This is a genomic window from Lentzea sp. HUAS TT2 (genome assembly GCF_051853195.1).
Lineage (GTDB): Bacteria > Actinomycetota > Actinomycetes > Mycobacteriales > Pseudonocardiaceae > Lentzea.
Window position 1 is genome coordinate 3,062,825 of sequence record NZ_CP196667.1, and the last position, 24,587, is coordinate 3,087,411.

At 69.8% G+C, this 24,587-nt stretch carries 26 protein-coding genes; 13 read left to right on the top strand and 13 right to left on the bottom strand.

The features are described from left to right. Position 1 precedes the first annotated feature (1 nt). Positions 2 to 1,132 carry a hypothetical protein gene (locus ACSHWB_RS15370; RefSeq protein WP_439662698.1) on the top strand — a complete coding sequence of 377 codons (1,131 nt, stop codon included), beginning with the start codon at positions 2 to 4 and terminating at the stop codon, positions 1,130 to 1,132. Here the strand turns inward: ACSHWB_RS15370 and ACSHWB_RS15375 are convergent. Then, positions 1,126 to 1,935 carry an MBL fold metallo-hydrolase gene (locus tag ACSHWB_RS15375; RefSeq protein WP_439662699.1) on the bottom strand — a complete coding sequence of 270 codons (810 nt, stop codon included), beginning with the start codon at positions 1,933 to 1,935 and terminating at the stop codon, positions 1,126 to 1,128. The genes ACSHWB_RS15370 and ACSHWB_RS15375 overlap by 7 nt on opposite strands. Continuing rightward, positions 1,932 to 2,726 carry an NUDIX hydrolase gene (locus ACSHWB_RS15380; protein WP_439662700.1) on the bottom strand — a complete coding sequence of 265 codons (795 nt, stop codon included), beginning with the start codon at positions 2,724 to 2,726 and terminating at the stop codon, positions 1,932 to 1,934. Before ACSHWB_RS15380 ends, ACSHWB_RS15375 begins: the two co-directional genes overlap by 4 nt. A 39-nt stretch (positions 2,727 to 2,765) precedes the next feature. Between ACSHWB_RS15380 and ACSHWB_RS15385 the strand changes: the two genes are divergently transcribed. Genes ACSHWB_RS15385 through dnaN form a run of 3 tightly spaced genes read left to right on the top strand, consistent with a single transcriptional unit; the run spans position 2,766 to position 5,179 of the window. Then, positions 2,766 to 3,122: a hypothetical protein gene (locus ACSHWB_RS15385; protein WP_439662701.1), complete on the top strand. Its 357-nt coding sequence runs from the start codon at positions 2,766 to 2,768 to the stop codon at positions 3,120 to 3,122. A 14-nt stretch (positions 3,123 to 3,136) separates the two neighbouring features. Then, a complete protein-coding gene (locus ACSHWB_RS15390; protein WP_439662702.1) occupies positions 3,137 to 4,027 on the top strand; it encodes a Gfo/Idh/MocA family protein in 891 nt (296 codons plus the stop codon). A 60-nt stretch (positions 4,028 to 4,087) separates the two neighbouring features. Then, positions 4,088 to 5,179, top strand: coding sequence for a DNA polymerase III subunit beta (gene dnaN, locus ACSHWB_RS15395; protein ID WP_439662703.1), 1,092 nt, complete (start codon positions 4,088 to 4,090; stop codon positions 5,177 to 5,179). A gap of 328 nt (positions 5,180 to 5,507) precedes the next feature. On the opposite strand, the gene ACSHWB_RS15400 is transcribed toward dnaN, so the two are convergent. The 3 genes from ACSHWB_RS15400 to ACSHWB_RS15410 form a co-directional block, all read right to left on the bottom strand. Further along, positions 5,508 to 6,755, bottom strand: coding sequence for an MFS transporter (locus ACSHWB_RS15400; RefSeq protein ID WP_439662704.1), 1,248 nt, complete (start codon positions 6,753 to 6,755; stop codon positions 5,508 to 5,510). Between the two features lie 889 nt (positions 6,756 to 7,644). Continuing rightward, a complete protein-coding gene (locus tag ACSHWB_RS15405; protein ID WP_030477589.1) occupies positions 7,645 to 8,319 on the bottom strand; it encodes a Crp/Fnr family transcriptional regulator in 675 nt (224 codons plus the stop codon). A 206-nt stretch (positions 8,320 to 8,525) separates the two neighbouring features. Further along, positions 8,526 to 8,765: a hypothetical protein gene (locus ACSHWB_RS15410; protein ID WP_030477588.1), complete on the bottom strand. Its 240-nt coding sequence runs from the start codon at positions 8,763 to 8,765 to the stop codon at positions 8,526 to 8,528. A gap of 136 nt (positions 8,766 to 8,901) precedes the next feature. Between ACSHWB_RS15410 and nth the strand changes: the two genes are divergently transcribed. Genes nth through ACSHWB_RS15430 form a run of 4 tightly spaced genes read left to right on the top strand, consistent with a single transcriptional unit; the run spans position 8,902 to position 12,028 of the window. Continuing rightward, the gene (gene nth / locus ACSHWB_RS15415; RefSeq protein WP_439664604.1) at positions 8,902 to 9,609 is read left to right on the top strand and encodes an endonuclease III; all 708 of its coding nucleotides are present in this window, start codon (positions 8,902 to 8,904) and stop codon (positions 9,607 to 9,609) included. Further along, a complete protein-coding gene (locus tag ACSHWB_RS15420; RefSeq protein ID WP_439662705.1) occupies positions 9,606 to 10,169 on the top strand; it encodes a TlpA family protein disulfide reductase in 564 nt (187 codons plus the stop codon). The genes nth and ACSHWB_RS15420 overlap by 4 nt, the downstream gene beginning before the upstream one ends. Continuing rightward, entirely contained in the window at positions 10,166 to 10,825 is a 660-nt protein-coding gene (locus ACSHWB_RS15425) for an NUDIX hydrolase (protein WP_439662706.1), read from the top strand. The genes ACSHWB_RS15420 and ACSHWB_RS15425 overlap by 4 nt, the downstream gene beginning before the upstream one ends. A gap of 15 nt (positions 10,826 to 10,840) precedes the next feature. Further along, positions 10,841 to 12,028 carry a MarP family serine protease gene (locus tag ACSHWB_RS15430; protein ID WP_439662707.1) on the top strand — a complete coding sequence of 396 codons (1,188 nt, stop codon included), beginning with the start codon at positions 10,841 to 10,843 and terminating at the stop codon, positions 12,026 to 12,028. Here ACSHWB_RS15430 and ACSHWB_RS15435 read toward each other — a convergent pair. Beyond that, a complete protein-coding gene (locus ACSHWB_RS15435; RefSeq protein WP_439662708.1) occupies positions 11,946 to 12,704 on the bottom strand; it encodes a TetR/AcrR family transcriptional regulator in 759 nt (252 codons plus the stop codon). The two genes, ACSHWB_RS15430 and ACSHWB_RS15435, sit on opposite strands and share 83 nt — an antisense overlap. 69 nt (positions 12,705 to 12,773) lie before the next feature. Between ACSHWB_RS15435 and ACSHWB_RS15440 the strand changes: the two genes are divergently transcribed. Then, a complete protein-coding gene (locus ACSHWB_RS15440; RefSeq protein WP_439662709.1) occupies positions 12,774 to 14,258 on the top strand; it encodes an FAD-dependent oxidoreductase in 1,485 nt (494 codons plus the stop codon). On the opposite strand, the gene ACSHWB_RS15445 is transcribed toward ACSHWB_RS15440, so the two are convergent. The 4 genes from ACSHWB_RS15445 to acs all read right to left on the bottom strand — a co-directional run bounded on the left by ACSHWB_RS15445 (position 14,230) and on the right by acs (position 18,849). Next, on the bottom strand, positions 14,230 to 15,147 hold the full coding sequence (locus ACSHWB_RS15445; protein WP_439664605.1) for an alpha/beta fold hydrolase: 918 nt from the start codon (positions 15,145 to 15,147) through the stop codon (positions 14,230 to 14,232). The genes ACSHWB_RS15440 and ACSHWB_RS15445 overlap by 29 nt on opposite strands. Continuing rightward, positions 15,144 to 15,584 carry a phage holin family protein gene (locus tag ACSHWB_RS15450; protein ID WP_439662710.1) on the bottom strand — a complete coding sequence of 147 codons (441 nt, stop codon included), beginning with the start codon at positions 15,582 to 15,584 and terminating at the stop codon, positions 15,144 to 15,146. The genes ACSHWB_RS15445 and ACSHWB_RS15450 overlap by 4 nt, the downstream gene beginning before the upstream one ends. Beyond that, complete coding sequence (gene nhaA / locus ACSHWB_RS15455) at positions 15,581 to 16,738, bottom strand: Na+/H+ antiporter NhaA (protein ID WP_439662711.1); 1,158 nt, start codon at positions 16,736 to 16,738, stop codon at positions 15,581 to 15,583. The genes ACSHWB_RS15450 and nhaA overlap by 4 nt, the downstream gene beginning before the upstream one ends. A 128-nt stretch (positions 16,739 to 16,866) precedes the next feature. After that, positions 16,867 to 18,849, bottom strand: coding sequence for an acetate--CoA ligase (gene acs, locus ACSHWB_RS15460; RefSeq protein ID WP_439662712.1), 1,983 nt, complete (start codon positions 18,847 to 18,849; stop codon positions 16,867 to 16,869). Between the two features lie 259 nt (positions 18,850 to 19,108). Here acs and ACSHWB_RS15465 point away from each other — a divergent pair, with 259 nt between their 5' ends. Beyond that, on the top strand, positions 19,109 to 19,837 hold the full coding sequence (locus ACSHWB_RS15465; RefSeq protein WP_439662713.1) for an oxidoreductase: 729 nt from the start codon (positions 19,109 to 19,111) through the stop codon (positions 19,835 to 19,837). Here the strand turns inward: ACSHWB_RS15465 and kynU are convergent. Both kynU and ACSHWB_RS15475 read right to left on the bottom strand, forming a co-directional pair. Next, on the bottom strand, positions 19,827 to 20,927 hold the full coding sequence (gene kynU, locus ACSHWB_RS15470; protein ID WP_439662714.1) for a kynureninase: 1,101 nt from the start codon (positions 20,925 to 20,927) through the stop codon (positions 19,827 to 19,829). The genes ACSHWB_RS15465 and kynU overlap by 11 nt on opposite strands. Further along, the gene (locus ACSHWB_RS15475) at positions 20,924 to 21,739 is read right to left on the bottom strand and encodes a tryptophan 2,3-dioxygenase (protein WP_439662715.1); all 816 of its coding nucleotides are present in this window, start codon (positions 21,737 to 21,739) and stop codon (positions 20,924 to 20,926) included. Before ACSHWB_RS15475 ends, kynU begins: the two co-directional genes overlap by 4 nt. Positions 21,740 to 21,845: 106 nt before the next feature. Here ACSHWB_RS15475 and ACSHWB_RS15480 point away from each other — a divergent pair, with 106 nt between their 5' ends. Further along, positions 21,846 to 22,286 (top strand): Lrp/AsnC family transcriptional regulator, encoded by a 441-nt coding sequence (locus ACSHWB_RS15480; protein ID WP_218164492.1) that lies wholly within the window; start codon positions 21,846 to 21,848, stop codon positions 22,284 to 22,286. Here the strand turns inward: ACSHWB_RS15480 and ACSHWB_RS15485 are convergent. Further along, positions 22,283 to 23,125 (bottom strand): helix-turn-helix transcriptional regulator, encoded by an 843-nt coding sequence (locus ACSHWB_RS15485; RefSeq protein ID WP_439662716.1) that lies wholly within the window; start codon positions 23,123 to 23,125, stop codon positions 22,283 to 22,285. The two genes, ACSHWB_RS15480 and ACSHWB_RS15485, sit on opposite strands and share 4 nt — an antisense overlap. A gap of 102 nt (positions 23,126 to 23,227) precedes the next feature. Here ACSHWB_RS15485 and ACSHWB_RS15490 point away from each other — a divergent pair, with 102 nt between their 5' ends. Continuing rightward, positions 23,228 to 24,112 carry an SDR family NAD(P)-dependent oxidoreductase gene (locus tag ACSHWB_RS15490; RefSeq protein ID WP_439662717.1) on the top strand — a complete coding sequence of 295 codons (885 nt, stop codon included), beginning with the start codon at positions 23,228 to 23,230 and terminating at the stop codon, positions 24,110 to 24,112. Between the two features lie 38 nt (positions 24,113 to 24,150). After that, positions 24,151 to 24,585 carry an RrF2 family transcriptional regulator gene (locus tag ACSHWB_RS15495; RefSeq protein ID WP_439662718.1) on the top strand — a complete coding sequence of 145 codons (435 nt, stop codon included), beginning with the start codon at positions 24,151 to 24,153 and terminating at the stop codon, positions 24,583 to 24,585. The last annotated feature ends 2 nt before the right edge of the window (positions 24,586 to 24,587 follow it).

Here is a 24,587-nt window from a genome sequence, read left to right on the forward strand (position 1 = left end):
CGTGACGAACGACGGTGTCGGCCTGCCGGTCCGTCTCCACGATCTCCTGCTGTCGATGGCCGGGCGCGTGGACGACGCAGCCCTGTCGCAGGCCCGCGAGTTCCTCGCGGTCGGAGAACTGGACCGCTCGATCGAACTGCTCGTCGGCACGCTCCTCGCGGGCACCATCCCGGTGCTGCCCGACGAGCGTGCCGCGATCACGTGGATCCTCCACGAGGTCCGCTCGGACGCGTCGCTGACCGACCGCCTGCCGGTGGCCGAGATGCTGCCGTTCGTCCGGCACCGCTTCACCTCCGCGACCGACCCGGCCTCGGACATCGCCGCGGACCTGACCCGTGCGGTGTCGGTGCTGCCGGACATCCGTTCGGTGCGGTGCGTGTGGCGGTCCTCGCCGACGGGTTCCACGCCGGGTCCGTTGCCGCAGCGGGTCGTGCTGGTGGACATCGGTCCGCAGGGCTTCGCGCCCGCGACCGCCTACCGGGTCGACTCGGTGCTGCGCAAGGCCGGCGTCCGCGCCGCGGTCGAGGTGCTGACCACCGGTGTGCAGCTCAGCGAGTACCACGCGTCGGCCATCACGTCGTCGGTGGCGGTGCCGATCTCCGGCGCCCCGTCTCAGATGATGACCGACCACGTCTCGCAGCAGCAGCAAGCCTGGTTCGACCAGCCTGTCGAGGAGCTTCCCGCTCCGGCGCCGGTGGCCGAGCCGACACCGGCGCCGGAGCAGCTGGAAGAGACCGGCTCACGACGCACACGTTCCACCCCGGCGGTGCTGGAGGGCTCGCAGCCCTTCCCGCCCAAGCCGGTGAAGCGCATCCCGAAGGCCTCGGTGGAGCCCGAGATCGAGACGCTTCCCGAACCCGTCCCGATCAACCGGGCCGAGATCACCACCGAGCTCAAGCCCGACGAGTTAGCGGCTCTGCAGGCCGCTCTCGCCGAGCCCGCCGAGCCGTCCTCCGTGGACGCGAACCTCAGTGAGCGCGAGCGGGCGTTGCTGCAGCAGCTGCACGAGGAGCTGGCGCAGCGCGAGCAGACCGGGGTGAAGGGGCCCGACAGCGGTCGCTGGCAGATCGACAGGTCCTCGTCGCGTCAGTCGGCGTTCGGGGCCACGAACAACGGCCACCAGCCTCAGTAACCGGTCCGCAGGTACTCCAGCTGGGCCCGCACCGACCACTCGGCGGCGGGCCACAGCACCCTGTCCACGTCCGCGTAGACGACCTCGACGACCTGTCGCGGGGTCGGGGCGCCGCCCAGGGCCTCCACGGCCTTGCGTACCTGTTCCAGGCGTTGCGTGCGGTGGGCGAGGTACATCCGCGCGGCCTCTCCCGCGTCTGCGAGCTCGGGGCCGTGGCCGGGCAGCACCGCGGTGTCTTCCGGTAGTTCGGCGAGCAGCTTCAGCGACTCGAAGTAGTCGCCGAGCCTGCCGTCCGGGTGGGCCACGATCGTCGTGCCGCGACCCAGGACCGTGTCGCCGGTCAGCACGGCCTCCCCGTCGATCACGAAGCACAGCGAGTCGCTGGTGTGGCCTGGCGTGCCCAGGACGCGGAGCTCCAGGCCGGCGCTGGTGATCACGTCGCCGTTCGTGAGGCCTTCCGAGCCGTGGGTGAACGACGGGTCGAGCGCGCGCACCGGTGCCTTGACGAGTTCCCCGAACTGACGGGCGCCCTCGGAGTGGTCCGGGTGGCCGTGGGTCAGCAGGATCTCGGCGATCGGGCCGACGGCCGCGATGCGCTTCAGGTGCGCGTCGTCGAGCGGGCCGGGGTCGACGACGACGTACGACGTCGCGTCCGGGGCCTTGAGCAGCCACGTGTTGGTGCCGTCGAGCGTCATCGGCGACGGGTTGTCGGCCAGCAGCACGGCGGCGTGCGTCGTCACCTGCCGGAGCTCGCCGTAGAGCGGGTGCGCGGCTCGGGCGCCGACCAGCGGGGAGCCGCTCACTGGAACACCACCCGGATCACGTCGCCGTCGCGGATCAGCTTCGGGATGATCTTCTCGACGCTGCGTTCCTCCGCCATGACCTTCTCGACGCTGCCCAGGGCGCCCACCTCGTCGAGGGTGCGCCAGGTGGGCGGCATGAGCATCCGACGGCCCTCCTGCGCGTCCTGGATCGCCGCTTCCGGCGTCTGCCAGGCCGCGTCCGACGCCTCGGTCGTCTCGCCGTCCGCCTTCTGACCCGACGGCAGCGCGGCGACGAAGAAGCGGGTGTCGTAGCGGCGGGGCTCCTCGTACGGGGTGACCCAGTTCGCCCACGGCCGCAGGAGATCCGCGCGCAGGACGAGGTTGTTGGCCGCGAGGAACTGGGCCAGGGAGATCTCGCGGTCGACCAGTTGCTGCCGGGCCTGCGCGAAGTCCGTCGTGTCCGCGACGACCGAGGTGGCGTCGGGCCCCGCGAGCAGGACACCGGACTCCTCGAACATCTCCCGCACGGCCGCGCACACGAACGCACGGGCCGTCGCCGCGTCGACGTCGAAGATCTCCGCCCACCACTGCGGCGGCGGACCGGCCCAGGCGACGGACGTGTCGGCGTCGCGCTGGTCGACGCCCCCACCAGGGAAGACGGTCATGCCGCCCGCGAACGCCATGCCCTTCACGCGGCGCAGCAGGAAGGCCTCCAAGCCCTCGGCGCCGTCGCGGAGCAGCACCACGGTGACGGCGTCCCGTGCCTGTGCGGGTTGGGAAACCGGCGATGCGGGTACCAGGTTCCCCGGCAAGGTCATGTCGTCGGGCATCCTCCGAGCGTACGACCGCGCTGACTCGAGGATGGTGTGATGGCGACGAACGTCTCCGGCTGCTTGGTGAAGATCCTGCTGTTCCTGCTGGGCGCGGTGATGGGGACAGGCCTCACCGCGGTGGCGGGCGTGGTGATGTTCCTGCCGGACAGCACGACCGTGATCAGCGTCGACCCGACGCCGACCTCGCCCGGCGTGTACGTGAAGAAGGTCGAGCGGCTCGTCGGGGGCACCCACTACGAGATCTGGCTCGGCCCGACACCGGACCGCGGCTACGTCGTGACGGTGCCCGGCGGCTGGGGTCACGACCCCAGGCGGGAGCCCAGCGAGGACGGCATGCGCCTGAAGTTCGACAAGGGCGGCGAGATCTTCGTCCCCAAGGCCAGTTACTCCTGAGGCAGGATGTGCGAGTGGACGAACAGCTGCGCGTAGGACTTGTCGGTGCGGGCCCGTGGGCCGAGATGATCCACGCACCCGGCATCGCGAACCACCCCGGAACGAGGCTGACCGGCGTGTGGGCGCGACGCCCAGAGGCCGCCGCCTCGCTGGCGGGCTCCTTCGGCGCGGAGCCGTTCGAGGACTACACCGCGATGCTGTCCACTGTGGACGCTGTGGCGTTCTGCGTGCCGCCGGGCGTGCAGGGTCCGATGGCGATCGAGGCCGCCCGTGCCGGCAAGCACCTGGTGCTGGAGAAGCCGATCGCGGAATCCGTCGAGGTGGCGGAGGAGCTGGCCGCCGCGGTCGCCGAGGCCGGCGTGGCGTCGCTGGTCGTGCTGACCCGTCGCTACGCCCCGGAGACGAAGGAGATGCTGGCCCAGCTGCACCGCACGGGCGGCTGGACCGGTGCCGACAGCCGCTGGATCTCTGGCGCGCTGCTGGACGGCCCGTTCTCGAACTCCCCGTGGCGCCACGACAAGGGCGCTCTGGACGACGTGGGCCCGCACGCGTTCGACCTGCTGGACGCGGCTCTCGGCGAGATCACCGACGTGCTCGCGGCGAACGTCAATGACACCGGGCTGTGGCAGCTGATCCTGCAGCACGCCGGTGGCGCCACCAGCACCGTCTCGCTGTGCCTGTCGCTGCCGATGCAGCCGCCGTTCGCGGACTTCACCGTCTTCGGCACCGAGGGCCACCGCACCCTGACGAACCGGGACACGCCCGCGCTGGAGTGCTTCACGAACCTGCTCGACGACTTCGTGGCGATGGCGGACAGCGGGACCACCGCCCATGAGTGCGACGTGCGGCGCGGGCTGCACCTGCAGCGGATCATCGACCTGGCGCGGCGCAAGGCGGGCGCCTGAGTTCCTGCCTCGGGACGCGGGCGCCCAAAATTGTCAGGGGTGCCCGCTAGCGTCCTGAGCATGGACCTCACCGCCACCACAGCCGCGCTCGCCGGTGCCGCCGCCGAGGTGGCGCGGCTGCTGCCGACCCGTGTGCTCGACCCGGTGCTGGCCGGCCTCCGCCTGAAGGCCGGCACGGACGTGGAGGTCGCGGGCAGCGACCAGGAGCACGGCGTCCGCCTGATCGTGAACGCCACCGTGCACACCGAGGGCGAGGTGCTCGTGCCGGCGAAACCGCTGGCGGCGACGCTGCAGGCGCTCGACGACCCGCAGGTGAGGCTCAAGGTCGAAGGGCAGCGGCTGGCCATCCGCACGCCCACCTCGCGGTTCGCGATCCCGCTGCTCGACCTCGGCCACCACCCCGGTGTGCCGGCACTGCCGCCTCTGCAGGGGCACGTGGACGCCGCACGGCTCAAGGCTGTCGCGGCGGTCGCGGGCGCGGCGAGCAAGGACGACGCGTTGCCGATCTTCACCGGCATCCGGATCCAGTCGGACGCCCACAAGCTGCACTTCATGGCCACGGACCGCTATCGCATGGCCTACGCCACAGTTCCGTGGGAACAACATGGTCAACTCGACCTGTTGGTACCTGCGAAGGCCATCGTCGAAGCGGCCCGGCAAGCGACGAACGAGGTCGCCCTGCACGCGAACGAGGACCGCATCGGTCTCGCCTGGGACACCAACTCGATCTCCACCGCACTTCTGGCCGCTCCGTTCCCGGACGACCGGGCGCGCCGACTCCTGGAGGCAGTCATCGACAGCACGGTGCTCGTGGACGCGGACGCGCTCGCTCGCGCCGTCCGCAGAGCCACGCCCTACGGCGGCCCGCACCAGGCCGTGACGATCCAGGTCGAGGACTCCGAGATCAGGGTCAAGGGCAGCGACCCGCAGCAGGGCGAATCGGAGGAGTTCGTCAAGGCCACGGTCGAGGGCGACCGGCTGACCAAGACGTTCCAGTCCCGCTACCTCGCGGACGCGCTGAAGGCGTTCGCCGGCCGCCGGATCGAGCTGAAGATCCAGGGCGGCCTGCGCTCGACGGTGCTCACGTCGACGCCGGGCGAGGACGGCGTAGAGCTCACCTACCTCGTGGTGCCGATGCGTTCGGTGGCCTGAGCCTGTTGCCAGAAGTTGTGTCCGTTACTCGCCCGAGCGGCCCTGCGCCTGGCCCTGATGGCGTCTGCAAGTACCACCAACTCAACATCAACAGGCACTTACCTGCCACCAACAGGCTTGCGTGGCCTGAGAGCACGGCGCCTGTTCGTCAGACGACGAACAGGTTGGATGTGGTTGACGGCGATTCGATCAAGAGTTGGTGGTACTTGCCCACGTCTCGGCATCAACAAGGACATGAGGGTTTCGGACAAGACTTCTGGCCAGGTGCTTGGACAGCGGAAGGGCCCGGAGGCGAAAGCCCCCGAGCCCTTCCCGGACGAACAACGGTCTAGCGGGCGGCGAGTTCCATCTCGGAACGGGCCGGCACCTCGGCCGGCACGCCGCGCTGGACGGTGCCGCGCAGCAGCCAGACCGCCAGCGCGATCAGCAACCCGGCGACACCCGACGCGATGAACGCCGGCCGCGTGCCGAAGTGCTCGATCAGCTGCCCGGACAGGCCCTGCCCGATGGCGAGGCCGACGGTCACCGAGGTGATCACCCAGCCGAACGCCTCCGCGGCCATGCCGTTGGGCGTGACCTGCTCGATCGCGGCGGAGTGCGCGGTCGACTGCGGCGTGATCAGCGTGCCGACCAGGAACAGCGCCACGGCGAGTCCGACCAGCGTGGCCGGGATCGCCAGCAGGAACGCCAGCAGCGCGAAGCCACCCAGCAGCACCGGCAGGCGCAGGTGCATCGGACGCGGCCACGGGCGCATGCCGTAGAGCACGCCGAAGACCACCGAGCTGATCGACCACAGCGACAGCATCAGGCCACCCATGGACGCCTGACCAGCGGCCTTGGCGAACGCCGGCACGGCCACCTCGACGAAACCGATCGTCACGCCGAAGCCCAGCGCGGCCAGCGCCACCGTGCGCATGCCGGGGTAGGCGAACGCACCGAGCAGCGGCCGCGGGGCCTGCACGACAGGACCCCAGGCGCGCACGACGGGGTTGAACGCGAACCACAGGGCGCCCACGACCATCAGCACGGAGCCGACGACGACACCGGTGCCCGCCCACGGCGCGGCCAGCAGCAGACCGGCGAGACCCGGTCCGAGGATGAAGAAGACCTCCATGCTGATCGCCTCGTAGGCGTAGCCGGCCATCCGCGTCGGGCCGGCGGGAACCATCCGCTCCCACAGCGCACGCGAGGCCGAGCCCACCATCGGCTCGGTAGCGCCGACGCCGAGAGCCAGCGGGACCAGCACGAACACCGACGCGCCCGCCTCGACGGCGAGCACGGAGACGGTCACGAAGAAGGCGAAGAACCCGGTCACCGCGAGCAGCGGGCGGGTGGGTCCGAAGCGGTCCATCAGCCGGCCCTGAACGACAGAACCGAGTGCCACACCCGTCAGCGCCGCCGCCGAGACCATGCCGGCGACCGCGAACGATCCCGTCGCGCGCTCGACGTAGAGCAGCAGCGAGAGCCCGACCATCGCGATGGGCAGGCGGGCGAGCAGAGACGCGACCACAGGGCCGCGCATGCCGGGGGTCGTCAGGGCAGCGCGGTAGTCGGAGAGGCGGGCAGAGTGGGACATGTGTACCAGTATGCCAAAGTTGGTACGGATGTACCAGATCGGGTGCCCAGGGTCACGGTGGTAACGATCGGGTCACGGGAATGGGATGACCGGGTGAAACATGCAACGAATCGGCCACACACGAGGTCCTTGAGGGTGAAAGGGCTTGAGCAGTCGGGGTGCCGACATGCGAAAGTTGACTCACCAACCGAGACCAACCTCTGGCTTGAGGGTCGGGGCCTACGCGCCGGAGGGATGGAAGGCACGGTTCGTCGGGGGATGGGCCGTGCAACACAAAGGACCGGTGCGCCACGTCGGGGGTGGCGCCCGGTCTTTTGTGTTGGTCGCTGTGTTTTTGGTCGCTGCTCCGCAGACTCCGCGCGAGTTCGCCGAGGAGCTGGTCATCCGCCCGCCGCTTCGCCCCGATTGGGCTTCGCCGAATCGAGACGAAGAGGCGAACGGATGACCAGCGCGAATTCGCGGATGCCTGGCGTGGTCGCCGGGAGGTCCGTGGTGCGCGTGGGGGCTTGGACCGCTCGCGAAGCTCGTGGTCTGAGGTGCGCATAGCTTGGTCGTGGCCCGTGGCCCGTGGCCCGTGGCCCCGCCCGCGTCCCGCGTCCCGCCGCTGGCCATCAGCCGCTGGCTATCAGTAAGCAGCGCTATCGCCCGCGTCCTGCCGCAGGCCAATAGCCGTTGGCCGTCGCTCGCGTTTCGCCGCCGGCCACGAGCCACCAGCCGTTGGCCGCCGTATGCGTCCGCCGCTGGCCGCCAGTCGTCAGCCGTCGTCGCCCGCATCTTGCCGCCGGCGGTCCGCCACCTGCGGTGCCCGGTTGCGTGCCCGTGGTCTGCAAAGCGCTCGGAGCCCCGTCGACTGCCCGGGGCTCCGTTGCGTTGGTGCTCTGCGTGCTGGCTAGCGGGCGCGGCGCGCGAGGCGCTCCGGGTCCAGGATCAGCACGCTCTTGCCTTCGAGTCGCAGCCAGCCGCGGTGCGCGAAGTCGGCCAGGGCCTTGTTCACGGTCTCGCGGGACGCGCCGACGAACTGGGCGATCTCCTCCTGCGTCAGGTCGTGCGTGACGCGGAGCAGGCCGGCCTCCTGCGAGCCGAAGCGCTGTGCGAGCTGCAACAACGCCTTGGCGACGCGGCCGGGCACGTCCGTGAAGATCAGGTCGGCCAGCATCGAGTTCGTCCGGCGCAGCCTGCGGGCCAGGGCCCTCAGCAGCTGCTCCGCGATCTCCGGCCGGTTGGTGATCCACTGCCGGAGCGCGGGGCGGTCCATGGACACCGCGCGCACCTCGGTCACCGTCGTCGCAGTCGACGTGCGGGGGCCAGGATCGAAAATGGACAGTTCGCCGAACATGTCGGAAGGTCCGAAGATCCCCAACAGGTTCTCGCGACCGTCCGGCGACTTGCGGCCGATCTTCACCTTGCCGGACTGGATGATGTACAGGCGATCGCCCGGCTCACCCTCCGCGAAGATGACATGGCCACGCGGGAACTCCACCGTCTCCAGGGTCGTCGCCAGCGCCTCCGCAGCTGCTGGGTCCACCCCCTGGAAGATGCCCGCTCGCGCCAGGGTCTCGTCCACCTCGTCCCTCCTAATCGACGCGACGGCACGCCTACCACCATCTTTGGTGGAGTCAGCGCCGTGCCGCCGATCACTGCGTTGCAGTCTAAGGGCTCTCTTGTGGATCGCCGCTCGGCTCGCCGTCTTACTAGGAACAACCCGACTGACTCGATCCAGAGCCCAACGAGCCAGTCTACGCCATTTGGGTGGCCGCTAACGCGGGGCCATCAGCGGACGCGCTTGCGCGCACCACCGCGGCCACGACGACGAAGGCGGAACATGTCGAGCGCGCGACCGATGCCGTGTCCGTAGAGCGCCTTGACCTCTTCTGGCCTGGCGGACTCCAGGAACTCCTCGACCTCGTTCTCCTGCACGGCAACGTGCCGGAGCTTCGCTTCGACGCGCTCCATGAAGAGCGCGAAGAACATGATCACGATCGGAACGACGATCACAAGCCAGGCAGTCATGATGCTCCGAAGTGTGGCGCATGAGGGATTCGAGTGCGGATCTAGGGGTGGGTTCCGGCGTGTTGACTACTCTGGATCAGTGCCCGCAACCAAGAAACCGGAAACCAAACTCGGCCTGACCCGCAGGGCCCGCCGGATGGTGCGCGTGCTGTCCGAGGGATACCCGGACGCGCACTGCGAGCTGGACTTCACCACGCCGCTCGAGTTGGTCGTGGCGGTCATCCTGTCCGCGCAGTGCACCGACAAGAAGGTCAACGAGGTCACTCCCGCGCTCTTCAAGAAGTATCCGACGGCCGCCGACTACGCCGGTGCCGACCGGACCGAACTCGAAGAGATGCTCCGCCCCACCGGTTTCTTCCGGAACAAGGCGACGTCTCTGCTGGGTCTCGGTGCCGCTCTTGTGGAGCAGCACGACGGGGTGGTGCCGGGGAACATGGAGGAGCTGGTCAAGCTCCCTGGTGTAGGACGCAAGACGGCCAACGTGGTTCTCGGCAACGCCTTCGATGTGCCCGGGCTCACAGTCGACACCCACTTCGGCCGCCTGGTGCGCCGCTGGGGCTGGACCGATCTCGAAGACGCCGTGAAGGTCGAGCACGCCGTCGGTGAGCTGATCGAGAAGCGCGACTGGACGATGGCCTCGCACTGGATCGTCTTCCACGGCCGCCGCGTCTGCCACGCCAAAACCCCAGCGTGCGGGGCCTGTCTGCTGATGAAGGACTGCCCGTCGTACGGCCTCGGGCCGGAGGATCCGGACAAGGCGGCCAAGCTCGTGAAGGGTGACGAGAAGCCACACCTGATCGAGCTCGCCGAGCGGGTCCGGGCCGGTGAGAAACTCGTGGGGTGAACAACCGCACGCGCTGGCTCGTCGTCGCGCTCGTCCTCGGCCTGGCGGGGGTCGTGGCGCTGTGGCCGCGCGACGAGTCACCGCCGCCACCGCCCACCTCCAGCCGGCCGACGCAGGACATGGCCGCGTTGCGCGCGCAGGCTCAGCTCCGGCCGTGCGTGCCGGGTGCGGAGGGTGGCGTCGGCGTGACGTGCCTCGGGGATGGCACCCGGACGGACCTCGCGCTGAAGGGCCCGCTCCTGATCAACTTCTGGGCGACCTGGTGCCAGCCGTGCCAGGAGGAGCTGCCCGTGCTGGAAACCTATGCGAAGCAACCAGGTGCCGTGCCGGTCGTCCCAGTTCTCGTGGAGAGCAGGGAGTCGGACGGCCTGGAGCTGCTGGCCCGGCTCGGCGTGCGGCTGCCGTCCGTCCACGACGGGTCGGATGAACTCCGCAAGAGACTCAAGGCGCCGATGACGCTCCCCGCCACGTATTACGTAGCAGCGGACGGTCAGGTCCGGCAGATCACCGATCCGCCGTACTTCAAGGCACCGGAACAGGTGGAGAAGGCGGTTCGATGACGGAGGCGACAGAGCCACCCGACTGGATGCAACGCCTGGTGAAGGCCACGCAGGAGATCGACGCACGAACGTTCATGCGGGACCCGCGCGCTCCGGCGAGGGCGTACCGCAAGGCCGCCGTGCTCATGCTGTTCGGGGAGTCCGAGGAGCACGGGCCCGACGTCCTGCTGTTGCGCCGTTCGGACACGCTCGGCTCGCATCCAGGCCAGGTCGCCTTTCCCGGCGGCGCCTGCGACGACACCGATGACGGGCCGGTGGGCACGGCATTACGCGAGGCTTACGAGGAGACCGGTGTACTTGAGGCAGGAGTGAGACCACTTGCCTTGCTGCCGGAGCTGTACGTGCCGGTGTCCGGGTTCGTGGTCACCCCTGTGCTCGCCCACTGGGAACAGCCGAGCCCCGTCGCACCTGTCGACCCGGCGGAGACCGCCGCGGTCGCTCGGGTGCCGCTCGCGCACCTGGCCGATCCCGCGAACAGGTTCAGGGTGCGCCACCCTTCCGGCTACGTCGCGGCGGCCTTCTCCGCGCCGGGCATGCTGGTCTGGGGATTCACCGCGGGGTTGATCAACGGCCTGATCGCACTCGGCGGCTGGGAACAGCCGTGGGATGCGACCGATGTGCGTGACCTTGAACTAGCGTTGCGCGCTACACAGTGAGGCGGAGGTTTGGGTTTGAACTGGGTTGACCTGCTCGTGCTGGGCCTCGCCGCGATCGCCGCGGTCTCCGGGGCCAGGCAAGGCATGGTCGTCGCGCTGCCCGCGTTCGTCGGCGTGCTCGTCGGCCTGATCCTCGGCACACAGATCGCTCCGCTGCTGGTCTCCCAGTTCGAGAACGTCGTCACCAAGGTCGTGTTCGCGGTCGGCATCGTGGTGCTGCTCGTGGCGCTGGGCGAGACGATCGGCGTCTACATCGGGCGGACGATCAAGGCACGGGTCAACGCGTCGCCGTTGAAGGGCGCGGACAACGCGCTGGGCGCGATCGTGCAGGGCTTCGTCGTCTTCATCGTGGCGTGGATGATCGCGCTGCCGCTGACCTCGGTCGTCGGCCTGCCGGACCTGACGTCGTCGCTCAAGCAGTCGGTGATCCTCGGCAAGGTCGACGAGACCATGCCGCAGGCCGCCCGCGTGCTGTCCGGCGACCTGCAGAAGCTCTTCGACGTCTCGGGCTTCCCGCAGGCGATGGACCCGTTCAACCGCACGCCGCTCAAGGAGGTCGAGCCGCCGAACAGCCAGCTCGCGGACTCCCCGGTCGCGAAACGGCTCCAGGCGAGCGTGCTCAAGGTCCGCGGCCGTGCGCCGTCGTGCTCCCGTGCGCTGGAAGGCACCGGGTTCGTCATCGCGCCCGAGCGGGTCATGACGAACGCGCACGTCGTCGCCGGCACGAACGAGGTGACGGTCGAGGTCGGCCGCGGCCAGTTCGACGCGACCGTCGTCTCCTACGACCCGCGCACGGACATCGCCGTGCTCGCGGTGCCGGACCTGGAGGCCACGCCGTTGCAGTTCCGCAGCGACGAGGTGCAGCCGGGCGAGGACGGCATCGTGCTCGGCTACCCGCTCGACGGCCCGTACAAGTCCTCGCCTGCCCGCGTCCGCGAGCGGATCCCGCTGCTGCGCGGCCCGGACATCTACGACGCCCAGACGGTCACGCGCGACGTCTACACGGTTCGCGCCGAGGTCCGCTCCGGCAACTCGGGCGGCCCGCTGGTCGACCCGAACGGCCGGGTGATGGGCGTGGTGTTCGGTGCGGCGGTCGACGACCCGGAGACCGGGTTCGTGCTCACGGCACAGCAGGTGCAGTCGATGGTGCAGAAGGCGCCGACCTTGACGAAGCGGGCCTCGACGCAAGGTTGTGCCTCGTAGCGATGCCGTCGAGCACGTAGTCGAGGCCGATCTCGAACCTGCGCGCGGGGTCGCTGTCGCTGGACTCGTGCATGACCCTGGCCAGCGTCGGGAACCTGCCGGTGGCGAGCATCCGCTGCATGTACGGACCGGAGGCCCGCTGCCACTGCTCCTCGGTCATGCCCGACGTCCGTTCCGCGCGCAGTTCGGTGATCTCGCCGCGGACGGCCCCGAAGACGTACGCCATCACCGCGCCGACCACGCCGAGCACCTCGTCGATGTCCTCGAACCGGACCGTGGCGAGCGTGGTCTCCATGTGCGTGAGCGCATTGGGGCCTTGGTGCGGGCGGTTGCTGAGCAGGTCGATGAACCACTCGTGCCGCTTCGCCGCGTCGCGGATGCCGTGCGCGACGTGCCGCAGGCCCTCCCGCCAGTCCGTCGCCGGTGAGGGCGGCGTGATCTCGCCGTAGACCTCGTCGACCATCAGGTCCAGCAGCTCGGCTTTGGTCTCGACGTAGCCGTAGAGGCGCATCGGGCCGGCTTTCAGGGCGGCGGCGACCTTGCGGAACGACACCTCGTCGAGCCCGCCCCCGTCGGCGAGCCTGATCGCGGCGTTCACGATCAGCTCCCTGCTCAGCGGGGTCGGTGACGGCTTGCTGGGCGGCTCTGGGCGGTCCCACACGGCTTCGTTCGACATCGGACTGGACAATACAGCGTCTCATCGCGATACAGTGTATTGAGTGATACAGCGTATCGGGAGGATGCGATGAAGACTTCGGTGTTGGTTGTCGGCGGGGGACTGGCGGGGACGTCGGCGGCGCTGTTCCTGGCGTGGCGGGGCGTGGACGTGGTGCTCGTCGAGAAGCATCCGGGCAGCTCGGAGCACCCGCGGGCGGTCGGCTTCAACGCTCGGGTGGGTGAGCTGCTGCGCGCGGTCGGCCTGGAGGGCGAGCTGCCGGCGAGCAGGATGAGCAAGGGCTTCGGCGTCCGGCGCGTCCGGGCGGAGAGCCTGGTCGGGAAGAAGTTCGACGAGACCTTCTGGACGCCGCCGGCCGAGCTCTCCGACGTCGAGTACTCGCCGGCCAGAGGCGTGGGGGTGGCTCAGGACAAGATGGAGCCGCTGCTGCGGGCCAAGGCCCGTGAGCTGGGCGCGGACATCCGCATGAGCACGCGGATGCTGGAGTTCTCGCAGGACGACGAGGGCGTGACCGCGATCGTGCAGGGCGACGGCGAGCCGTACGAGATCCGCGCCGACTACCTGGTCGCGGCCGACGGCCACCGCAGCCCGATCCGGGAAGGCCTCGGCATCACGAGGACCGGCCGCGGTTACATGCACACCTCCCGCAGCGTGCTGTTCCGCGCGCCGCTGCAGGAGTACCTGAAGGACGGGATCGGCCAGTTCGTGATCGACGACGTCGGCTTCCTGACCACCTACGGCGACGGCCGCTGGGTGCTGATGCTCGACGACCGCGAGTACACCGAGGCCGAGCTGCGGGAGAAGATCGTCCAGGCCATCGGCCGCGACGACCTGGAGATCGAGATCCTCACGACGGGCCGCTGGACGATCAGCGCGTCGGTCGCCGACCGGTTCTCGCAGGGCCGGATCTTCCTGGCGGGGGACGCCGCGCACACGTTGCCGCCGAGCAGGGGCGGGTTCGGGGCGAACGTCGGCATCGAGGACGCGCACAACCTCGCGTGGAAGCTCGCCGCCGTGCTGAACGGCGAGTCACGACCGTCCCTGCTGGACACCTACGACGCGGAACGGCGCCCGGTCGCGACCCTCTGCCACCAGCAGATCTTCGCGCGCAACGACGGCCACAACCGCGACGGCGAGCCGGACGACGCACCGTTGTACGACAACAACGCCATGCACTTCGGCGTCCTCTACCGCTCGGACGCGGTGCTCGGCGCGGGCCCTGAACTGCCGCCCGCGCAACTGCCGGAGCAGTGGAACGGCCAGCCGGGCACCCGCGCCCCGCATGCGTGGACCGAGCCCGGCAAGTCCACCTTGGACCTGTTCCAGCGCGGCTGGGTCCTCGTCGCCGACCACCCGCAGTGGGAGGAGGCGGCGGCCCCGCTGGGCGTCACGTACGAACGGGTCGAGCAGCTGGAGATCTTCGGCCTGTCCGCGAAGGGTGCCTCGCTGATCAGGCCGGACGGTTACGTCGCCTGGCGTTCGACGGACCTGCCGGACGACCCTGCCGACACCTTGGAAGCCGCGTTCAGCTCGTCTTCTGCAGGAACTCGGTGATCAGCCTGCTCGTGGCGTGGGGGGCTTCCTGGTTCGGGAAGTGCCCCACCTCGGGCAGGCTCCGGAACTCCGAGCCCGCGCCGAGCCACGGCCGCGAGTCGTGCGCGGAGGACTCCAGGACGATCGGGTCCAGCGCGCCGTGGATCTGCAGCACCGGCACCTGGATCGGCTTGTCGACGGCCTCGGCGAACCGGCGACCGTCGCTGCGCAGCTGCGAACGCACCGCCCAGCGGTAGTACTCCAGCGCGCTGTGCGCGACGCCCGGCACCGTCATGGCCTGCCTGCAGCGGCGGATGACCTCGTCGAACTCCGGCGCCGTCCGCCACTTCGGCCCTGACCAGGCCGACAGCAGCTTGGCGACCTGCAGGCCGTTCTCGCCGGTCAGCCAGCGTTCCGGGTAGATCGGCAGCTGGAAGCGCAGCACGTGCGAGTTCGTCCGGGGATGCCTGCGGAACGTCCGTCGCGTCACCAGGGGGTGCGGTGCGGACAGCACGGAGATCGACGAGACCACGCGCGGGTGCATGGCGCCGACCGTCCACGCCGTCGCGCCGCCCCACGCGTGACCCACCAGGTGTGCGCGTTGGGCGCCGAGCGCCTTGATCAGGCCCGCGATGTCACCCGCGAGTGTGAATCCGTCGTAGCCGCGCGGGGGCTTGTCCGAGTCGCCGTAGCCGCGCAGGTCGACGGCCACGGCGCGATAGCCGGCTTCGGCGAGTGCGGTCAGCTGGTGCCGCCACGACCACCAGAACTCCGGGAAGCCGTGCAGCAGCAGTACTAGCGGGCCCTCACCGAGCTCGGCGACGTGCAGGCGGATGCCGTTGGCCGACACGTCGCGGTGCGTCCACGGACCCGCGACCCGCACGACGGACGGGTCGGGTTTGCGGCTCAGTTGTCGTCGCCCCTGCGCGTCAGTGCCGCGACGGTGTCCTTCGCGGCGGCGATCGACTTCTCGGGCGCCCTGATCTTGCGGACCTTGCGGTAGCCGAGGAACGCGAAGGTGACGGCCGTCACGATCATCAGTGCGAACACGAGCAGGAAGCCCAGCCACGTGGACCAGCCGAACCACGAGGAGAACCCGTACCCGAGGAACATGAAGAAGAAGAACAGGCTGAAGCAGAGGATCGTCAGCGCGACGATGAAGAAGACGCTGCCCTTCACGCCCTTCTTGATCTCGGCAGTGATCTCGCCCTTGGCGAGCTCGACCTCTGCTCTGACCAAGGTCGACACGTGGGCCGTCGCATCACGGACAAGACCGCCGATCGACGCCTCGGCCGTCGGGTCGTCTGCGGTCAGCGGAATCGACGCGATGTGCTCCCTGGTGGTCACCCGGACATGGTGCCATGAGCCCGGCTGCGACGAATGAGCAACACCGCGGCGAGCAGCGACGCGATCATCGAGGCGAGCAACACAGCGGCCTTCGCGGTCTCGGGTTCCGCCAGCGACAGCTCCGCGATCAGCAGGCTGACGGTGAACCCGACCCCGCCCAGCGTCGCCACGGCCACGATGTCGCGCGGCCCCGCACCGGACGGCCAGACCGCCATCTTGAACCACACCGCGAGCGCCGAAGCCCCCACGATCCCGATCACCTTGCCGACGATGAGCCCGGCCATCACGCCGATAGCGATCTTGTCCGAGAAGAGCTTGCCCAACGCCTCCGCGCCCACCGGCACACCTGCCGCGAACAGCGCGAACACCGGCACGGCCACCCCGGCCGAGAACGGCTGCAGCCGGTGCTCCAGCCGGACCGCCGGCGCCTCCTGCTCGTACGGGTCGCGCCGCACCCGCGTCAGCAACGCCAGCGCGACGCCCGCGATCGTGGCGTGGACGCCCGACTCGTGCATGAACCACCAGGTCGCGAGCGCGATCGGCACGTAGACCCAGGCACTGGTGATCCTCTTGTGCTGCAGGAACCAGTACAGCGCCAGCAGCAGCACGACCGCGCCCGCCGCGAGCAGGTTGAACTTCGCGGTGAACAGGATCGCGATCAGCACGATCGCGCCCAGGTCGTCCACGACGGCCAGCGACAGCAGGAACACCCGCAGACTCGACGGCAGCCCGGACGCCGTCAGCGCCAGCACCCCGAGCGCGAACGCGATGTCCGTCGCGACCGGGATCGCCCACGCCCGTTCGATCCCCGGCTGCCCCCAGCCGATCGTCAACGCGATCAGCGCCGGCACGACCATCCCGCCGACGGCCGCGATGATCGGCAGGATCGCCGCCTTCACATTGGACAGTTCGCCGACGACGAGCTCGCGCTTCAGCTCCAGCCCCGCCACGAAGAAGAAGACCGCCAGCAGACCGTCCTTGGCCCAGTCGCCGACCGACAACGGTCCGAGGTGGAGGTCGCGCAGTCCGAAGTAGGCGGGGGAGAGCGGCGAGTTGGCCCACACCAGCGCGACCGCCGTGGCCGCGAGCAGCACGGTGCCGCCCACGGTCTCCGTGCGCAGGTAACGGGCGAAGTCAGCGATCTTGCGAGGCACAGGGCTCCCAGGGCGGTCGACAGGTACACGAATACTCGTGCCGACCAGACTTCCCGGCTCACCTAGATGCGATCTTAACGCGAACGGGCGCCCTCGCATGAGGGCGCCCGTCACGTTTGGAGCAGAAATCAGTCCTCGGCCTTGCCCGACTGCAGACCCGCCGAGATCAGGTCCATGACCGACGAGTCGGCCAGCGTCGTCACGTCGCCGACCGTGCGGTTCTCGGCCACGTCGCGCAGCAGGCGGCGCATGATCTTGCCCGAGCGCGTCTTCGGCAGCTCCGGCACGACCATGATCTGGCGCGGCTTCGCGATCGGGCCGATCTCCTTGGCCACGTGGTCGCGCAGCGCCTTGATCGCCTCGGCGCCACCGGCGTCCGCACCCGCGCCACCGCGCAGGATCACGAACGCCACGATGCCCTGGCCGGTGGTGTCGTCGGACGCGCCGACGACGGCCGCCTCGGCCACGGTCGGGTGCGACACGAGCGCCGACTCGACCTCGGTGGTCGAGATGCGGTGACCGGACACGTTCATCACGTCGTCGACCCGGCCGAGCAGCCAGATGTCGCCGTCGGCGTCGTACTTCGCGCCGTCACCGGCGAAGTAGAAGCCCTGCTCTCCGAACCTCGACCAGTACGTGTCGCGGTAGCGCTCCTCGTCGCCCCAGATGCCGCGCAGCATCGACGGCCACGGCTCGTCCAGCACCAGGTAGCCACCGCCACCGGCGGGGACCTCGACGCCCTCGTCGTTGACGACCTTCGCGCCGATGCCGGGCAGCGGGCGCTGTGCGGAGCCGGGCTTGGTCGAGATGACGCCGGGCAGCGGCGAGATCATGATCGCGCCGGTCTCGGTCTGCCACCACGTGTCGACGATGGGGGCCTTGCCGCCGCCGACGTTCTCGCGGTACCAGATCCACGCCTCGGGGTTGATCGGCTCGCCGACCGAACCCAGCACGCGCAACGAGGACAGGTCGTACTTGGCCGGGATGTCCGCGCCCCACTTCATGAAGGTGCGGATCAGCGTCGGCGCCGTGTAGTAGATCGAGACGCCGTACTTCTGCACGATCTCCCAGTGGCGGCCCTCGTGCGGGGTGTTCGGCGTGCCCTCGTAGACGACCTGCGTCACGCGGTTCGACAGCGGGCCGTAGACGATGTAGCTGTGGCCGGTGACCCAGCCGATGTCCGCGGTGCACCAGTACACGTCGGTGTCCGGCTTGAGGTCGAACACGTTCTGGTGCGTGTACGACGCCTGCGTCAGGTAGCCACCGGACGTGTGCAGGATGCCCTTCGGCTTACCCGTGGTGCCCGAGGTGTAGAGGATGAAGAGCGGGTGCTCCGCGTCGAACGCCTCGGGGGTGTGCTGGTCGGACTGCGAGTCCACCAGCTCGTGCCACCACACGTCCTTGTCCGTCCACGCGACCTCGGTGTCGGTGCGCTTGACGACGATGACCTTCTCCACCGACGGCGCGCCGGCGACGGCCTCGTCCACGGCGGGCTTGAGCGGTGCCGGGTTGCCGCGGCGGTACTGGCCGTCGGTCGTGATCACGAGGCGGGCCTCGGAGTCCTGGATGCGGGTGCGCAGCGCCTCGGCGGAGAAGCCGCCGAACACGACGTTGTGCAACGCGCCGACACGGGCGCAGGCGAGCATCGAGAAGATCGCCTCGGGGACCATCGGCATGTAGATCGCGACGCGGTCCTCGGCACCGATTCCCAGCGACGTCAACGCGTTCGCGGCCTTGGAGACCTCGCGCTGCAGCTCGGCGTAGGTGATGGCGCGGGAGTCGCCGGGCTCGCCCTCCCAGTGGATGGCGACCTGGTCACCGTGGCCGGACTCGACGTGGCGGTCCACGCAGTTGTAGGCAACGTTGAGCTTGCCGCCCACGAACCACTTGGCGAACGGCGCGCCGGACCAGTCGAGGACCTGGTCCCACTTGGTTTCCCAGTGCAGCCTCTCGGCCTGCTTCGCCCAGAACGCCTCGCGGTCGGCCTTCGCCTCCTCGTACAGCGCGGGCTGTGCGTTCGCCTGTGCCGCGAACTCGTCGGAAGGCGGGAACGTCCTGCTCTCCGTGAGCAGGTTGTCCAGAGCGTTGCCCTGGCCTGGCGACTGCGTCATGGTGCGAGACCTCCTGGAATGTCCAGACCGGTTGGGGATGCGGGTACTGACCGTAGTGCGAGCCAGCTCACTTCCAACAGGCTCCTCCCTCAAAAGGTTCAGACCAATCTGGGGAGGTGGGTAACACGGCTGTCATTGTGTAACCCGTTTCGTCTGGTCCAGGCACGTGTGGCGCGTTGAACGGGCGCAGTTGCGCGCTCAGCGGTTGGCTCAGTGAGCTGGGTCACGCGTTTCACCTGGTCAGGTACTCTGCGCGACCGTGACCGATCCTCTCGCTCCGCTGCTTTCCTTGCCCGGCGTGGCCGACGCCGCCAACGCCGCCAAGGACGCCGTCTTCCAGGTGCACCGCCATCGGGTGAACCTGCGTGGCTGGGCCACGACGGCGGCGGAGGCGTCCGTGCGCGCGGCCCGTGCGTCGGCGGCCCTGGAGGGCGGCCCGACCGAGATCCCCGAGTCCGGCGAGGTCTCCGACCCCGTGCTGGCGGGGTCCCTGCGGATCGCCGAGGCGCTGGGCGGACTCGTCGGCACCTGGCAGCGCGCGCCGTTGCAGGCCCTCGCGCGGTTGCACGTGCTCGCCGCCGCGGACCTGAGCGCCGAGGTCGGACGGCCGCGCGTCTCCGCGGACGTGTCGGCTCGGCTCGACATGCTCGGGTCGCTGGTCACCGGCGGAACGTCCGTGCCGGCGCCGATCGTGGTCGCCGTCGTGCACGGCGAGTTGCTCGGGCTGGCGCCGTTCGACGTCGCCAACGGCGTGATCGCTCGTGCCGCGGCTCGGATGACGTCGATCTCCACCGGCCTCGACCCCAAGGGGCTCGGCGTGCCCGAGGTGGCGTGCCTGCGCCGGTCGTCCGAGTACGAGGCCGCCTCGGTCGCGTTCGCGTCCGGGGAACTCGAGGGCCTGACCCAGTGGATCCTGTTCGTCTGCTCCGCCCTGGAGGCGGGCGCCCGCGAGGCGAAGAGCATCGCGGACGCCGCGCTCACCGGGTGATGTCGGCGAGGGTCTCCGCAGCCTTGACCGCGTCCTCGTCCGTCACGTAGAGCGGGGCGAAGCCGAACCGCAGGATGTCCGGCGGCCGGTGGTCGCCGATGACCCCGCGCGCGATCAGCTCGTCCATGACGGCCTTGGCGTCCTGGCAGCGGACCGAGATCTGGTTGCCCCGCTGGTCGGGCGTGATCACCTCGAGGTTCGTGAGCTTCTCGACGTGCTCGCGGAACAACGCCGTCAGCGCCAGGCCGCGCTGCCGAAGCTCGGCCAGGTCGACGTCGTCCCACACGTCCAGCGCGGCGTCGAGCGCGAGCATCGACAGGATGTCCGGCGTGCCGACCCGTGCCCTGGCGATGCCGGCGTCCGGTTCGTAGGACGGCTTCATGCCGAACGGTTCGCGGTGGCCGTTCCAGCCCGACAGCGGGTTCTCGAAGCTCGCCTGCCTGTGCTTCGGCACGTAGATGAACGCCGGTGAGCCCGGTCCGCCGTTGAGGAACTTGTAGGTGCAGCCGATCGCGAAGTCGACCCGGAGGGCGTCCAGCTCGATCGGCAGCACTCCCGCGCTGTGGCAGAGGTCCCAGACCACCTGCGCACCAACGGCATGTGCCTGCGCGGTGAGCGCCTTCATGTCGTGCAGCGCGCCGGTCCGGTAGTCGACCTGGTTGAGCAGCACCACGGCCGTGTCCTCGGTGAGGTCCAAAGAGGACGGATGCGCGGCGCGGATCTTCATGCCGGTCAACGAGGCCACCGACTGCGCGATGTAGCCGTCGGTCGGGAACGTCGACTCGTCGCACACGATCTCGGTGCGGCTGGTGCCCTTCACCGCGCCCATCAACGCCTTGTAGACGTTGACCGACGTCGAGTCGCCGACGACGACCTGTCCCTCGGCGGCCCCGATCAGCCGGCCGACGCGGTCGCCGACCCGTTGTGGCGCCTCCCACCAGCCCTCGCTCCACGACCGGATCAGCCGCGTGCCCCACTGGTGACCGATCACCTCCTGCATGCGCGCGGCGACGTGCTTCGGTGGCGCGCCGAGGGAGTTGCCGTCGAGGTAGATGACGCCTTCCGGCAGGTCGAACAGCTCGCGCCTCACACGTAGCTCCTCGCGGTCCACAGCTCCGGGAACACCGCTCGTTGGGTGCGCTTCTCCAGCCATGCAACACCAGCGGAGCCACCGGTGCCGACCTTGGCGCCCATCGAACGCCGCGTCGCGAGCAGGTGGTCGTAGCGCCAGCGCGCGAACTCCTCCGCGATGTCGGTCAGCGCCTCACCCAGCTCCAGCAGGTCGCGGTCGTCGCCGCGGTAGATCGCCGCCCAGACCTGCTCGACCTCGGCGGACGGTTCGTAGGCCTTGGTCAGGTCGCGGTCGAGCACGGCCTGCGGGACGTCGAACCCCTTGCGCTTCAACGCGGCCAGCACGTCGTCGTAGAGCGACGGCAGGCCGAGCGACTTCTCCAGCTGGTCGTGCATCGCCGGCACCGCCCGGTGCGGCACGAGCATCGACGCGGACTTCTCGCCGAGCAGGAACTCCATCTCGCGGTACATGCCCGACTGGAACCCGGAGCCCTCGCCGAGCGCGTCGCGGAACGAGTTGAACTCGGTCGGCGTCATCCGCGCGATCGGCCGCCACGCCGCCGACAGCGCCTGCAGGTGCAGGTCAGAACGCCGGAGCGTGCGCACGGCCGCCCTGACGTCGTCCGCGCGGAGCTCGGTCTGGGCCTGCCGCCACTCGAAGCAGAGCAGGCCGAAGTACAGCTCCATCACCTGCGTGATGACCAGAAACGACATCTCGCGGGGATCTTTGGACCACTGCTGTTGAAGGGTGTGCAACACCGACGCGTGCACGTAGTCCTCGTACGGCGTGGTGCCGCCGAAATCCAGCTTGGGGGACACGGGGCAGCTCATGGCCCCAATCGTCCTGCCTGGGCCTCGTCACCTGAATGGGCGACGAAAGGCGTTCGCGCCGAACTTCTTCCGATCGTCAAATGTTTCGCCGGGTAGCTTTGCGTTCATGTTGGACGAGGTGGACAAGGCCCTGTTGGAGGCACTCCAAGAGGATGCGCGCCTGTCGTACAACGAACTCGCCCGCCGAGTCCACGTCTCCCCGCCGACGGTCGCGCAACGGGTCCGCCGGTTGGAGAACATGGGCGCGATCACCGGCTATCGCGCCGTGGTCGACCCCACCGTCGTCGGACGTCCGGTCGTCGCGTTGGTGCGCATGAAGTGCTACGGCCCGCGGTGCATCACCGTGCACCCGCAGCTGCTCGACGACTGCCCGGAGGTGGTCGAGGTCGTGCGGCTGACCGGCGACATCTGCTCGGTCGTGAAGGTCGTGACGACGTCGATCCTGGAGCTGGAGCGGCTGCTGGTGCGGCTGGCGTCGCACGGGGAGACGTCGAGCGCGATGGTGCTGTCGACGCCGATCCCGTGGCGTCCGGTGCTGCCCGGCTAACCGATCATCGACTGGGTCCCCAGGACCAGGGCGAGCGCCAGGCGTTCGGCGTCCTCGGTGCCCGGCTCCGCGGTGTAGACGGTGATCCGCAGGTCGTCCTGGGCGACGATCAGCGTGTCGCAGTCGAGCGTGATCAGCCCGGCCGCCGGGTGGTCGATCGTCTTGTGCCGTGACGGGTCGGTGAGGGGTGGCGGTGCTTCGGCGTCCCAGAGCTCGGCGAAGCGCTCGCCGGCGGTCAGGTCGGCGATCAGCCGTCGCAGCCCCAGGTCGGCGGGGTAGCGCGAGGCGGTGAGCCGGAGGTCGGCGACGAGCCGGGCTTCGTGCTCGGACTGTTCCCGCGGGGTGTGCACGACCCGTGAAGGCTGGTGGGTCACGTTGCGCCACACGGCGTTGCGCTCCAGGCCGTTCCACGCGGTCGTGTCGCCCATGAGCGCGTCGTACGGCGCGTTGGCCAGCACCAGCGTCCAGGTGGCGTCGTAGACGACGACAGGGGTGTGCGACAGCCGGTCGAGCAACCGCCGCACGCTCGGGGTGACCCGCGACGGCACGACGTCGGGACCGGGCGCGGCGTGCCCTGCCAGCCGGTAGAGGAGGTCGCGTTCGGTGTCGGCCAGGCGCAGGGCCCTCGCCAGCGCCTCGACCACCTGCGCCGAGGGTGCCGTCGCGCGGCCCTGTTCGAGGCGGGTCAGGTAGTCGGCGGAGATGCCGGCGAGCGCGGCCAGTTCCTCGCGGCGCAACCCGGCCGCACGCCTGCGCCGGCCCGCGGGCACACCGGCGGTCTCGGGTGCCACCCGGTCGCGCCAGCGCCGCACCGTCCGCCCGAACTCCCACGTCTCCACGAGATGCAGTGTGCGCGAGCAGGCGGAGGTTGTCCTGGGCATGTCAGTCCTACGAAAACCGGACTGCTGGCTGGCGCCCGCCCGTCCTCGCAGGCTGGCGTCATGACTGGAACAGTGCTGATCACCGGCCCCACCCGCAACCTCGGCCGGCACGCCGTGCTCGCCATGGCCTCCCGTGCCGACCGTCCCGACCTGCTGCTGGTCGGCCGTGCCGGGCCGGACCTGAAGGCGGTCGCCGACGAGGCCCGCGCGTTGGGCGCCACCGTGCACGAGATCGGTTGCGACCTGTCGAGCCTGGCCGACGTGCGTGCTGCTGCGGCCAGTGCACGCTCGTTGCTCGCCAGTGGTGCCGTGCGGCCGTTGCAGGCGTTGGTCGCCAACGCGGGCACCATCGCGACCGGCACCTCGCCCGACGGCTACGAGATGACGTTCGCCGTCAACTACCTGGCCCACGCCCAGCTCATCGGCGACCTGGCCGAGTCGTTCACCGCACCCGCCCGGATCGTGCTGATCGGCTCGAACACCTACCACGCCAACATCTGGCGCAAGCTCCTCGGCGTGCCGGAGGCGAAGTGGGCGGACCCCGTCGAACTGGCCCGTCCCGACGCCGGTGAGAACAGCATGACCGCCTACTCCAACGCCAAGCTGGCGATCCTCTACTACGCCCACGAACTGCAGAGGCGCGTCGGCTCCGGGATCACCGTGTCGGTGTTCGAGCCCGGCTGGATGCCCGGCACCGCTCTCGGCCGCACCGCACCGGCGGCGGCTCAGGCGGTCGGCAGGGTTCTCGGCCGGATGCCCGGCGTGTCGACGCCGGAGCGCTCAGGGCCGTTGCTCGCCTCGATGGCGCTCGATGCCAGGTGGGCCGGGTTGCGCGACGGTGCGTTCGTCGTGAAGACCAAGGTGAGGGAGGTGCGACCGGTGGCCCGCGACCGCGCCCGCGAGGAACGGCTGTGGGAGGCGACCGCCGAACTGTTGCGCGGATAACATGCATCTGAAATTCCAATTAAGCTAACCTCGCTCTCGTGAGGCTGACCAAGAGCACCGACATCGCGCTGCGGATCGTGATGCGGCTGGCTGTCGCCGACGACTCGGCGAACCCGACCACGCGCGAAGTCGCCGAGGTCATGGGCGTGCAGTACACCCACGCGGCCAAGGTCGTGGCGCAGCTCCAGCACCTCGGCGTCGTGGTGGCACGACGCGGCAGGGGCGGCGGTCTGGCGCTCGCCGAGACGGGACGACCCGTCTCGGTCGGGTGGCTCGTCCGCCGGCTGGAGGGCGAAGGGGACGTCGTCGACTGCGAAGGCGACGTGCCGTGCCCGCTGGCCGCGGCGTGCCGGTTGCGGCGTGCGCTGCGCCAGGCCCAGGAAGCGTTCTACGCCTCGCTCGATTCGCTGAGCGTCGAGGACCTCGTCGCTGATCCCACCGGCCCCGTGCTGCTGAGCCTGCAGCTGAAGTGAGG